The sequence below is a fragment of the Streptomyces cyaneus genome, from assembly GCF_004028635.1.
In the GTDB taxonomy this organism is placed as follows: domain Bacteria; phylum Actinomycetota; class Actinomycetes; order Streptomycetales; family Streptomycetaceae; genus Streptomyces; species Streptomyces cyaneus.
This window is the reverse complement of record NZ_RQJW01000011.1, coordinates 252912-265611: the sequence shown is the minus strand read 5'-3', so window position 1 is coordinate 265611 and position 12700 is coordinate 252912. Positions and strand designations below refer to the sequence as shown.

General features: G+C 73.6%; 7 protein-coding genes. 3 read left to right on the top strand and 4 right to left on the bottom strand.

The window, feature by feature from the left end; all coding sequences use genetic code 11:
- Positions 1-465: 465 nt before the first annotated feature.
- From eccE to EHO50_RS44580, 3 genes are all read left to right on the top strand, one after another.
- On the top strand, positions 466-1788 hold the full coding sequence (gene eccE / locus EHO50_RS34985) for a type VII secretion protein EccE (protein ID WP_181449741.1): 1323 nt from the start codon (positions 466-468) through the stop codon (positions 1786-1788).
- Complete coding sequence (locus EHO50_RS34980) at positions 1788-2630, top strand: hypothetical protein (RefSeq protein ID WP_128435257.1); 843 nt, start codon at positions 1788-1790, stop codon at positions 2628-2630. The genes eccE and EHO50_RS34980 overlap by 1 nt, the downstream gene beginning before the upstream one ends.
- Before the next feature lie 304 nt (positions 2631-2934).
- A complete protein-coding gene (locus tag EHO50_RS44580) occupies positions 2935-6144 on the top strand; it encodes an SCO5717 family growth-regulating ATPase (protein ID WP_246101695.1) in 3210 nt (1069 codons plus the stop codon).
- 91 nt (positions 6145-6235) lie between these two features.
- On the opposite strand, the gene EHO50_RS34970 is transcribed toward EHO50_RS44580, so the two are convergent.
- The 4 genes from EHO50_RS34970 to rbfA all read right to left on the bottom strand — a co-directional run bounded on the left by EHO50_RS34970 (position 6236) and on the right by rbfA (position 12664).
- Positions 6236-7183, bottom strand: coding sequence for a bifunctional riboflavin kinase/FAD synthetase (locus EHO50_RS34970; RefSeq protein WP_128435256.1), 948 nt, complete (start codon positions 7181-7183; stop codon positions 6236-6238).
- Positions 7184-7338: 155 nt separating this feature from the next.
- Entirely contained in the window at positions 7339-11010 is a 3672-nt protein-coding gene (locus EHO50_RS34965) for a trypsin-like peptidase domain-containing protein (RefSeq protein ID WP_246101694.1), read from the bottom strand.
- Between the two features lie 296 nt (positions 11011-11306).
- Positions 11307-12212: a tRNA pseudouridine(55) synthase TruB gene (gene truB / locus EHO50_RS34960; RefSeq protein WP_128435255.1), complete on the bottom strand. Its 906-nt coding sequence runs from the start codon at positions 12210-12212 to the stop codon at positions 11307-11309.
- A complete protein-coding gene (rbfA, locus tag EHO50_RS34955) occupies positions 12209-12664 on the bottom strand; it encodes a 30S ribosome-binding factor RbfA (RefSeq protein WP_128435254.1) in 456 nt (151 codons plus the stop codon). The genes truB and rbfA overlap by 4 nt, the downstream gene beginning before the upstream one ends.
- Positions 12665-12700: the final 36 nt, after the last annotated feature.

Below are 12700 nucleotides of genomic sequence, written 5' to 3'. Positions count from 1 at the left end.
TGCGATGTTCCGGCCGTGTCTGCCGTGTTTGCCGCGTCTGTCTTGTCTGCCGCGTCCGTACTGCTCGATCGCGGTCGTGACGCTTCGATCACGTCGATCACGGTCGTGGTGTTTCGACCGCGATCGCGATGCTTCGACCGCGCTCGACAGGCCGACTCGGCCGCGCAGGCACCTACTATGCCCTGCGCCACGCGGCGACGATCCATCAGGTGTGCGGCCGACCCCGCATCTTCACAGAGCTTCACGACAGCGCTCCACCATGCGGGGCCGGTCCATGACAGGCTGACCACCTGGGTTTTGGGTGTCCCCTGTGTCGCCTGGTGTTCCGCAGCGGGTACCGTGAGCCACCCGCATGGATGTTGTGGGCCATCGGTGCCCCTGGCCCGTCGACGGGAACTCGGACCTCTCGACAGAGGATCCCACCCGGCCAACGGCCACTACTTCGCGAAAGGGATGTCCCGGGGGATGACCAGCGCTACGAGCACTCGGCGCGGACGCCGCGCACAGCAGCAACAGGGGGGTCCGGGCGGCAGACGTGCGTCGGCCGCTCCTGCCGCCCCCGCCGCCGCGTCGCCGCGCACGCTGCCGCGCCCCGGCGGTCTGGGCCCGGTGCGGCTGCAGCAGCTCATCCTGGTGGAGCTCGCGGCGGCGGTCATGCTGGCCGCCTGGGCCGCCGACCAGTCCTGGCTGCTGGTCCCGGCCGGTGTCGTCGCGGCACTGCTGCTGCTCCTGGCGGTTCTGCGCCGGGGTCGCCGTCCGCTGCCCGAGTGGTACGAGACGACGCGCGCGCTGCGGCAGCGCCGACGTGACGCCAAGCAGCCCGTGCCGCCCGGGACGGACGCGATGCTGGCAGCGGTCGTGGAGTGCGATCCGGCCCTGCGGACGTACTCCTTCGTCTCCCGTGACGACCGCTCGATCGGCATGATCGGTGACGGATCCTTCCTGACCGCCGTGCTGTTCGTGCAGCCGGGAGACCAGCCGTTGCGCCCCGGCGCCGACGATCGGCAGCTGCCGCTGCGGCTGATCCAGGACGCCCTCGAGGTCGACGGCATCCGTCTCGCCTCCGTGCAGGTCGTGCAGCACACCCAGCCGGCGCCGGCGCCGCATCTGCCGCAGCAGTCGCTGGCCGCGCGGTCGTACGGCCCCCTGCAGGCGCAGGCCGGTTCGCCCGCGCTCCGGCTCACCTGGGTCGCCCTCAAGCTCGACCCGGAGCTGTGCCCGGAGGCGGTTCAGGCCCGCGGGGACGGCGTTCCCGGCGCGCAGCGCGCACTGCTGCGGGTGGCCGACCAGTTGGCGAGCCGACTGGCCGGGGCCGGCTTCAAGGCGACCATCCTGGACGAGACCGAGCTGGTGCAGGCGCTGGCGACGTCCAGCTGCCTGAACCCGCGCGCCAACGCGCAGCACGCGCAGGACGGACGAACGCCCCAGCGCCGTACGGTCGAGTCGGTACGGACCTGGCGGGTCGACGACCGGTACCACACGACGTACTGGGTCTCCCGCTGGCCGCAGCTGGGGAACGGCGGTGTGGCGCTGCCCGAACTGGTGACGCGACTCACCTCGTTGCCGGTGCTCGCCACGACGTTCAGCATGACCCTGAGCAAGGCCGGCAACCGCGGTGTCGCCCTCACCGGGCACGTCCGTGTCACCGCCCGCGGTGACAGTGAACTCGGCCAGGTGGGGCGTGAGTTGGAGCGGGCCGCCGGTGCCGCGAAGGTCGGCCTGGTCCGTCTCGACCGCGAGCAGGTCCCCGGAGCTCTCGCCACTCTGCCGCTCGGAGGTACGTACTGATGTCTCACCCCGCCTCGACCATGCCCCCGGGGCAGCAGGGCCGGGCCCCCGGGCGCACACCGGCACATGTGGCCTCCCCCACCGACACCGGCATGATCCCGATCATCCGGCAGCCGGAGGCTCCGCAGCAGCAACGCCGCATCTTCAGCCCGGGGTTCGGGCTGCGCGGCCCGCGCCGCAACCGCCATGTCGTGACCGCCGACGAGCTCGCGGCGATCAGCATGCCGATCGGCGACGACGGCGTACTCATCGGCACCGACCCCGAACAGCAGCCGGCCGTGCTCGGTCTGTCCCGTCCGACCGCCTTCGACGTCGTGCTCGTGGGTGGCCTGTGGCTCGCCCAGGTGCTGGCGTTGCGCGCCGCCGCGACGGGCGCGCGCGTGGGCGTCGAGACCGGACGTCCGCAGGCGTGGCAGCAGTTGGCCCAGGCGGCCGGCGGCGGCCAGCAGTGCATGACGGTTTATCCGGTGGGGCGGGTTCCCGCGCAGGGGCCCTCCGTGTCCAGTCCGGTGGTGCTGTTCCGGGACTGTGGCATCCGCCCGCCGCGCGGGCGGGTGACATCCGTGCCGTGGCAGGCCGTGGTGACCGTGCTGCCGTTCGTCAGCGAGCATGCGCCGCGCTGGCTGGCTCAGGCCCATCTGGTGGGGATTCAGCGCATCTCGCCGTACGAGACCGAGGCCGTACGTGACACGTTGGGGATCCCGGAGGAGCAACTTCAGCACCTGCCGACCCTTCACGACGGCGTCGCCCTGTGGTGCACTCGCAAGCATCAGAAGTTCGTCATGACCGATCCCACCGATGCGGAGACGGGCCTGCTCGGCGTGGCCCGTCGTATGGACTGACACGTCGTCGTCTCCGGGAGAGGGGCGCGAACGGCCGCCTCGGTCAAGGGGCGTTGGGACGCCTCGGCCGCGGGGCGTTGCGGGGCCCCGACCACGGGGCCTTCCGTCCGCGCCCATGCGGCCCTTCCGTCCATGTACCCGGGGCTATAGCGTCCGCGCCCATGGGGGCTTTTCCGTCCCGCCATGCGAGTGATTAGGCTTCTGGTGGTGCGGTGACGATCGCAGTCGCGTGGGACTAGCCACTCGGTCCGCCCGGCCGCGACGACGACCAGCTCAGCAGCAGTGGCTGACCAGGAGGCAAGCAGTGAACAGGGATCGGTCCGAGTACAACGGCGGGAGCCCTTCCTCGGACGGGGACGATCACGAGGTGGATCTCACCGGCGAGTTCGAAATCGTCTACACACCTCCCGCCTGGTACGCCCAAAGTACGCAAAGCGGTTCCTCGGCCGGTGGACAGTCGGGCGGTGGGCAGCAGGACTCCGGTCGGCCATCGCCACCACCGCCGACGGGATCGCCCGTCGGGTCGCCCACCGGCCCGCCCGGCGTCCCCGCACCGCCCGCTCCCGGACCGGCGCAGCCGCCGGCCCAGGGTGCGCCTCAGCATCCCGCCCAGCCCGCGCAGCCCGCGCAGGCCACCCCGGCTCAAGGCACGCCCAGCGCGCACCAGCAGGGCCCCGCCACGGGTGGTTACGGTTTTCCGCAGCAGCAGTCCGCGCCGGGTGCCCCCGCGGCCGACGGCTCGGCGGCACCGGGTGGGTACGGCTATCCCCAGCAGGCGCCTGGCGGGTACGGCTATCCCCAGCAGACGGGAGCCGGTGCGCCCCAGCCGGGGCAGGACACGTCGGGTGGCTACGGCGTCCCCCAGCCGGGACAGGACACGTCCGGCGGCTTCGGCGTGCCCCAGCAGGACACCTCGGGTGGTTTCGCCGCCGCCCCTCAGCAGCCCGCGCCCGCCCAGCCGCCCGCCGCGCCCCAGCAGCCCGCACCTGCCCAACCGCCGGGTGCACCCGGCTTCCCCGTGCTGCGTCCGGTCGACACGGACGCCCAGGCCGGGCCCGCCCCGACCGCCACCCCGGCGGCCGGAGTCCCGGCGGCGCCCGCACCCGAACAGCCCGCCCCCGCACAGCCGGTGGCGGAGCCGGAGCCCGAGCTCAACCACGCCGCTGCCGACGCCGAGGCGGCGCTGCTGTTCGGCGGCGGTGACGACGACGTGGAGCCGGAGGAGGAGCGGAACGACGAGGCGGAGTCGGGCGATTCCACCGGTTCCGTTCCCGGTGCGGAGGGCGACGAGTCGGCGTACGGCCAGTCCGACGCGGACTCCCCCGCTCAGGCCGACTCCGAGGCCGCGCCCGCGACGGCGGAAGCAGAGCCGGAGGCTTCGGCGCAGGCACCCACCGCACCGGCGCCCGCCGCTCCCACGGACCCGACCGCAGCCACGCCCCCGGCCCAGGGACAGCAGCCGCAGGCGACGGGACAGGCCCCCGCGCAGCCGCAGGCCCAGCCCACCGGCCAGACCCCCGTGCCGCCCCAGCCGGGGCAGCCGCTTCCCCCGCTGCCCCAGGGCTTCGTGCCCGCGCACCCCGCCCAGGGAGCGCCGCAGCAGGCAGGACATCCGGACCAGCAGGCCGCGGCCGCCGCCCAGGCTGCCGCTGCCCAAGCCGCAGCCGCACAGGCCGCAGCCGCGCATGCCGGCGGATACGGCTACCCCCAGCCGCCCGCCCAGCAGCAGACCCCGCCGCAGGGCGCGTTCGGCCCGGCCCAGCAGGCCGGCTACCCGGCTCAGCAGCAGCCCGAGTACCCGGCGGCGCAGGCCGGACAGCCCGCCCCGGTCGACCCGCGGCAGGCGCCTCAGCCGGGACAACCGCATCCTGGACAGCCGCACCCCGGACAGCCCCAGGCCGCCGGTTACGGCTACCCGCAGCAGCCCCCGCAGGCCGCGCAACCGCACCCCGGACAGCCCCAGGCCGCCGGTTACGGCTACCCGCAGCAGCCCCCGCAGGCCGCGCAACCGCATCCCGGCCAGCCCCAGGCGGACGGTTACGGCTACCCCCAGCAGCCCCCGCAGCCGCAGCACCCCCAGCACCCGGCACAGCCCGGCTACGGCTACCCGCCCCAGCAGGGCGGTTACGGCTACCCCCAGCCCGCTCAGCCGCAGCAGCCCCCCGCCCAGCAGCAGCCCCCGGCCCAGCCCCAGCAGCAGGCACCCCAGCAGAACCCCAACCCCGCTGTACCGCCCACCGCCTACGGCAACCAGGGCGCCCAGGGCAACCAGGGCTGGAGCGCCCCGCCCGGCCCCCAGGCCGGGCCCGGTGCTCCCCAGCAGCAGGCCGCGCCCGGTACTCCGCTCGGCTACAACGCCGCCGTGGAGCTGTCCTCCGACCGTCTGCTGCGCAACCAGCCCAAGGCGCGCAAGAACAACCAGGCCCCGTCCCGCTTCAAGCTCGGCGCCAAGAAGGAGGCCGCGGAGCGGGAGCGGAAGCTGGGTCTGATCCGTACGCCGGTGATGTCCTGCTACCGGATCGCCGTCATCAGCCTCAAGGGCGGCGTCGGCAAGACCACGACGACGATGGCGCTCGGCGCGACCCTCGCCAGCGAGCGGCAGGACAAGATCCTGGCGATCGACGCCAACCCGGACGCCGGCACCCTCGGCCGACGGGTCCGGCGCGAGACGGGCGCCACCATCCGCGACCTGGTGCAGGCGATCCCGCAGCTCAACAGCTACATGGACATCCGCCGCTTCACCTCACAGGCGCCCTCGGGTCTCGAGATCATCGCCAACGACGTGGACCCGGCGGTCTCGACCACCTTCAACGACCAGGACTACCGCAGCGCGCTCGATGTGCTCGGCAAGCAGTACCCGATCATCCTCACGGACTCGGGTACCGGTCTGCTCTACAGCGCGATGCGCGGAGTGCTGGACCTCGCCCACCAGTTGATCATCATCTCGACCCCCTCGGTGGACGGTGCGAGCAGCGCCTCGACGACGCTCGACTGGCTGTCGGCGAACGGGTTCGCGGACCTCGTCCAGCGGTCGATCACCGTGATCTCCGGTGTCCGTGAGACGGGCAAGATGATCAAGGTCGAGGACATCGTCGCGCACTTCGAGACCCGTTGCCGCGGTGTCGTCGTGATCCCCTTCGACGAGCACCTCGCCGCGGGCGCCGAGGTGGACCTCGACATGATGCGTCCGAAGACCCGTGAGGCCTACTTCGACCTCGCCTCCGTCATCGCCGAGGACATCGCGCGTACCCAGCAGGGCTTCGGCAACCCGAACATGCAGTACCAGCAGCAGCCCCAGCAGGGGTACCCGCCCCAGCAGGAGTACCCGCAGCAGCAGCCCCAGCAGCCCTACCCCCAGCAGGGCGGCGCCCCGCAGCCGGGTCAGGGCTGGGGACAGGCCCCGCAGCAGCCCGCGCCGGGCCAGGGCTGGCAGCAGCAGGCGCCGCCGCCGCAGGACCCGCAGCAGGGCCAGCCGCAGCAGGGCGTCGTACCGCCCGGCTGGACGCAGCAGTAGCCCGTGAAGTACGAAGGGCGGCCGGTGCCTCTGAGGCACCGGCCGCCCTTCGGCGTCGTAGGACCGGCTACGCGGCCCCAGGAGTGGCTGGCTACTCGGCCGCCGCCACCAGCTCCCGGCAGCGCTTCACATCCTCGGCCATCTGCTCCAACAGCGCCTCCAGCGACTCGAACTTCGCCTGGCCGCGGACGAAGGCGAGGAAGTCGACGGCGACGTGCAGTCCGTACAGATCCAGGCCCACGCGGTCGATGGCGTACGCCTCCACCGTGCGCTCGGTCCCGTCGAACTGCGGGTTGGTGCCGACGGAGATCGCGGCCGGCATCACCTCGCCCTGGGCGTGCAGCCAGCCGGCGTAGACGCCGTCGGCGGGGATGGCGGTGTGCGGCAGGGTCTCCACGTTGGCCGTGGGGAAGCCGAGTTCACGGCCGCGCTGGGCGCCGCGGACGACCACGCCCTCCACGCGGTGCGGGCGGCCCAGGATCTCGGCCGCTCCGGTGACGTCGCCCTCGGCGACCAGGCGCCGGGTCAGGGTCGAGGAGAAGGGCTCGCCGCCGCCCGCCTCACCGGTCACGTACAGGTCGACGACGTCGACCTCGAAGTCGTAGGTCTTGCCCTGTTCGGCGAGGAAGTCGACGTTGCCCGCGGCGCGGTGTCCGAAGCGGAAGTTCGGGCCCTCGACGACCGCCTTGGCGTGCAGCTTGTCGACGAGGACCTTGACCACGAACTCGGCCGGCGACAGCTTCGAGAACTCGGTCGTGAAGGGGAGGATCAGCACCGCGTCCACACCCAGCTCGGCCATGAGGTCGGCGCGGCGGTGGTGCGGGGCCAGCAGAGGCGGGTGGCTGCCGGGGCGGACGACCTCGCTGGGGTGCGGGTCGAAGGTGACGACGACGGCAGGAACGCCCAGCTCACGGGCGCGGTCCACGGCATGCCGGATGATCAGCTGGTGTCCGCGGTGGACTCCGTCGTAGGAGCCGATGGTGACGACGCTGCGCCCCCAGTCCTCGGGGATGTCCTCCAAGCCACGCCAGCGCTGCACTGTGACTGCTCCTTGTCGCAAACTCGTCGAACTCGTCGAACCCGTGTCCGTCTGTGCCTCAGACGCTCTTACGCAGGTCTAAGGGTGCCATGCCGGGCGCCCGGCGCCCGCATCGGCATGGGGGCTGTGACCGGCTGCACGTAAGGACGCCCTGGTCATGCGGGAACTCGTACGCCGGCCAGGTTCTCGATCATCCGGCGGGTGCTCGGCCCCACGACCGTCGCCCAGTCCTGCGGGGTGTCGTTCAGCCAGCCGGCGATGCGCGCGGCGAAGCCGGGGACGTGGCGGCCGAGATCGACCAGTCCGCGGTCGAAGCGGGCCGCGCCGTCCGGGGTGCGGACGAGGAGCACGCCCGTGTGGTGGACGAGGTCGCGCAGGTGGCCGTCTCCCCGCTCGCCGCTCTGCCGGACGGTGGCGTGCAGGAAGGCGTCCAGCACGGCGGGGCTGCGCTCGTGGTCCAGCAGGAAGTCCAGGAGCTCTCGGCGCAGGGTGCGGGAGGCGGGGGTGCCGGGAGCGGCGAGTACGGCCGCGAGGCCGGCCCGCACTTCCTCCGGACCGCCCTCCAGCAGGCCGGTGACCAGCGGGAAGAGTACGGCGCGGGCGGCGGGGTCGTGGTCGAGGCGGCGGTCGATGTACGCGGCCACGTCCTCGGCGGTCTCGGGGTGGCGCTCCACCGCCTCCCCTACGAGGGTGGCGACCCGGCCGGCGAGGTCGGGCGTGGTGACGTCGGCGAGGGTGCGCAGCGCCTCTGCGGCGTCCGGGAGGCGCAGGCGGGCGCGGAAGGCGTCGAGGACCGGCTCGGGGTGTGTGGTCAGGGCGGTGACCAGGGCGCTGGGCGGGAGCTGCGGGTCGCCTTCCGCGAAGTGCCGTAGCGCCTGCGGGAGATGACGGGCACGGGTGCGGGGGTCATGCACGAGCATGGCGAGCGCGCCGCCGTGCAGTGTGCAGTCGGCGGGGCGGTCGAGCAGGGCGAGGGCCGCGCGGCGCAGGAGCTCGCGGTCGGCCTCGGTGCGGGCATGGGGCGCGGCGCGCGGCCCGTACGCCACGGCGGCGACGCGTCGGCCGGGCCGCTCGTCGTGCGCCCAGCGGTCGACGGCGCGGCACATGGCGGACGGCTCTTCTTCGGCCAGCACGGCGAGCAGCTCGTCGGCCCGGCGGTGCGCGCTGTCGACCAGATTCTCCGTGAGCTCGTCCAGCGCACGGTTGCGGTGCGCGTACAGCAGGGCCTGGGCGGCGCGGGCGACGGTCGCGTCGGGGGTGGCGGGAAGCGGGCGCTCGTCGTCGAACCAGCGGGTGAGGTGGGGCTGTACGACGCTGGGGGCGGCGGTGAGGAGGTGCGCCACGGCGTCGAGGTAGCGCGGGCGCCGGGGCGCTGCGGCGTCGGTCGGCGGGCCGTCGGCGAAGACCAGGCGGCGGAGCAGGTCGAGGCGCTCGGCGTCCGGGAGTTGCAGCGCGGTCCAGAAGTCGGGGCCGAGCTCCGCCGGCGCGCAGCGGTGGTAGCGGCTCCAGGACACGATCCGGTCGGTGAGGAGGCGCAGTACGTGCAGGTACGGCATCGCGTCGGGGACGCGCAGCAGGGTCTCGGCGAGGAGCCGGGCGGCCCACCAGGAGTGCCGGTCGGCGTCGAGCGCGCTCGCCAACTCCTCCAGGCGGAGGGCGAGTTGACGGACGCCGTGCTGGCGTGGCAGCTGCAGGAGGGCCTGGACGACGGAACCGATGCGGTGGTGCGGGACGGGCATGGGATGGGCGGCGTCGGGGTCGGTGCGACGGCGGTGGACCAAGGCGTGCAGGGCCTCGTCGAGGTCGAGGTGCATGCCCTGGATCCAGTCGGCGAGTTCCTCGTGGGCGAAGCGGTAGCCGTTGCCGGCGGGCACGAGGAGGCCCTCGGTGAGGACGGCGGACGCCCAGCCGGTACCGCCGCCGAGCCTCGTGGGGGCGGGGCCCCAGGGGAACACGGCCTCGAAGGACGCGCGGTCCAGCTCCCCCTGGCCGGGGCCGAGGCTGCGGCGGGCGGCCTCGTGGACCTGGCCGGAGACCTTGGCGGCGAGACGGCGTACAGCGGTGCCGCGCAAACCGTTCTCGGCGGCGAGGCGGACGGCGATGCGCAGGCACATGAGGTCGAGGTGGGCGGAGAGGACGTCGTCGCGATCGAGCCGGGGGTGGGGGGTGTCGGGGAGGGCGGCGCGGACCTCGGAGAGAAGGCGCAGGGTCAGGGGGTGGCGGGCGTCCTGGGCGGCCAGGGCGTCGTCCGGGATGCCGTAGCGGGCGCGGGCCTGCTGGGCCTCGTCGGGGGTGAGGTCGCCGAGCCGTACGCAGGGCGGCAACCGCCGGGAGGTCTCCCGCCCCGCCCGGTCTGCGGAGCCGTACAACAGCTCCTGCGGAAACTCGGCCCCCGCCCCCTCCCAGTACTCCGCCCGGCACGCCACCACCAGCCGCGCCCCCGTCTCCCGCAGCCACTCCGCCGTGCCCTCGGTCCACTCCGTGAGGTGGTGGGCCAGGACGGGGGGCATCTCCTCCGGGCCGTCCAGGAGGAGCAGTAGGGGTCGGCCGGTGGTGCGGGCGAGGTGGGCCAGGCGTTCCGGGGTCGTGTCGCCCAGAGCGGTGGGGTCGCATGCGACCGACGCCGCCACGATGCGGGCCGCCCGGGCCAGCGCCCTGCGGGCGGCGTCCGCCACCGAGGTGTCGTCCTCCTGCAGATCCGCGCCGCGCAGCCACAGCGTGGGGGCAAGGTCCCGGCCCTGGGTGCGGCGGGCGGCGAGGGCCGCGAACTCCGTCGTACGGCCACTGCCCGGGGTTCCTACGAGCCCCAGGACGGCCGCCTGACCCTCGGTGAAGGCCCTGAACTCCCTTGCGATCCCCGCCCGTTCGACCGGAGGCACCGTCAGCACGCCTGCCCCGGCGTCCGCCCTGCCGACACAGCCGTCCAGCGTCCCCGGCGGAGCGTCCTGGCCGACCGACGTGGCCGTCAGTTCCAGTACGCCCGCCAGGTTCAGGTCGGCGCCGTACGCGGGCACCGTCGCCGCGTTCTCGGCGAGCAGCTCGGCCAGCGGACCGGCCGACAGGGGCCGCAGCGGCACGGCGAACCCGGCGTCGCGGTGGCCGGACTGCAGCGCCGTGCCGACGACGCCCACCACGGCACCGGTCCCGGCGTCGATCACGGGTCCGCCGGCCGCCCCGCCGCCCAGCCGCAGCGCGTCCCGGCCGGCCGTGCCGATCGCCAACTCCAGGGCGCCGTCGAGGAGATGGCCGCGGTCCGTCGCCGTGTACGTCACGCAGGTCGCGCCCAGCACCCGCGCCTCCCGCCAGCCACCGGCCGCGATCCGGACGTACGCACCGGTCTCGATCCGGTCCCGCACGGTCACCGGCAGCGGCTGCACGCCCAGCCCCTCGGTGCGTACGAGCGCCAGGTCGAGGGCGGGCAACGAAGTCACCGCGCTCTCGGGCACCACGCAGCTGCGGTCGCCCTCGGTGGCGTGCAGGACCAGCCGGGGCAGGCCGTCGACGACCTCATGGCTGGTGACGACGGTGCCGTGGTGGTCGGCCACGAAGCCGAGTCCGCGGGGCCGACCGGCCAGGTCGTGGATGCGGACCAGGGCCGCGTCGCGAGCGCGGGCCCCGATCCCGTCGCCGTCCGGGCGTTCACCGCGGCGGCCTTCACCGGTCGCGCCCTGCCCCGCGGGGGCTTCCCCGTCCGGACCCTCGCCGGTCCGAGTCCCGCGCGCGTGGCGAGTCCGGTCGTCGTCGTGGAACTGGGAGCTGCTCGGACAGTCTTGAGCACCCCACGCGGCATCCCACGTCTCCCCCGCCCGCGGGCCCCGTCCCGCCATCGTCGAACCTCCCCGCCGTACGTCCACACGCCCATACGCCCGCGCCCTGTTTTTTCGACGGTAGGTGCGATGTGATCAGCGGGACAGCTCACGCGGCGAACGCGCCCCCTTCCGCTCCCTCGGTTCACTCCGAGCGCCTGCACGGACGGGTGAACAGGCGGGGGTCGCTGGATACACCCTAGGGGTGGGGGAACCGAGGGGGACCGTGGAGCGGCGGGCAGAGGACTACCCCGTGACCGCCGCTCCACGGGCGAACTCCCGAAAGAGGCCGAAGGCTGAGCCCGTCCGCCGGCGCCTCAGCCGAAGATGGCGAGGCTCTTCGCCTTGCCCTTGTGCTGCTCCACGAGCGCCAGGAAGCGGCCCTCGGGGTCGAAGACGGCGACGGGGCCGCTGCCCGCGTACTCGTCGGGCATGTCGAGGCGGACCCCGTTCGTGAGCAGCCGGGCGCGCCTGGTGTCCACGTCCCAGCGCGGGAACGCGGCCGCGGCGGCCTCGGCGATCGGCATCACCGTCAGGTCCTGCTGGAGCTGGTCCAGGGTCTTGGCGGCGTCCAGCTTGTAGGGGCCGACGCGGGTGCGGCGCAGCGCCGTGAGGTGGCCGCCGACGCCCAGGCCGGCACCGAGGTCACGGGCCAGGGCACGGATGTAGGTGCCGGAGGAGCAGACCACCGACACGACCAGGTCGAGGACCGCGGTGCCGTCGTCGGCGACGGCGTCCCGGACGTCGTACACCGAGAAGGACGAGACGGTGACCGGTCGCGCCGGGATCTCGAACTCCTCGCCCTCGCGCGCCCGCTTGTAGGAGCGCACTCCGTTGATCTTGATGGCGCTGACCTTGGACGGCACCTGCATGATGTCGCCGGTCAGCTTGGCGATCCCGGCGTCGATGCCGTCACGGGTGACCTTCGAGGCGTCGACCGACCCCGTGATCTCGCCCTCGGCGTCGTCGGTGACCGTGGTCTGGCCCAGGCGGATGGTGCCGAGGTACTCCTTCTCGGTCAGGGCCAGATGACCGAGGAGCTTGGTCGCCTTCTCGACGCCGAGGACGAGGACGCCCGTCGCCATGGGGTCGAGGGTGCCGGCGTGCCCGACGCGGCGGGTGCGCGCGATGCCGCGCATCTTGGCGACCACGTCGTGCGAAGTGAAGCCCGACGGCTTGTCGACGATGACAAGGCCGTCGGGCGTGGTGTGCTTCTGCGTCATTCCGCGGTGTCGCCGTCCGTCTCGTCCTCGGAGCCGGGCTTGCGGTACGGGTCCGCCTCACCGGCGTACTTCGCGCCCGCGGACGCCTCGCGCACCTTCTCGTCGGACTGGCGCGCCTTGTCGAGGAGGTCATCGATGGTGCGTGCGGTGTCCGGCAGGGCGTCGGCGACGAAGGTGAGGGTCGGCGTGAACTTCACGCCCGCTGCCGCCCCGACGGCCGAGCGGAGCACGCCCTTGGCGCTCTCCAGTCCGGCGGCCGCGGCTGCCCGCTCCTCGTCGTCCCCGTACACCGTGTAGAAGACGGTCGCCTCCCGCAGGTCACCCGTGACACGGGTGTCCGTGATGGTGACGTGCGAGCCGAGCCGCGGGTCCTTGATCCCGCGCTGCAGCTTCTGGGCCACCACCTCTCGGATGAGGTCCGCCAGCCTTTTCGCCCGCGCGTTGTCGGCCACTGGTCCGTCTCCCGTTCTTTCTTCTTCTACGTTCTT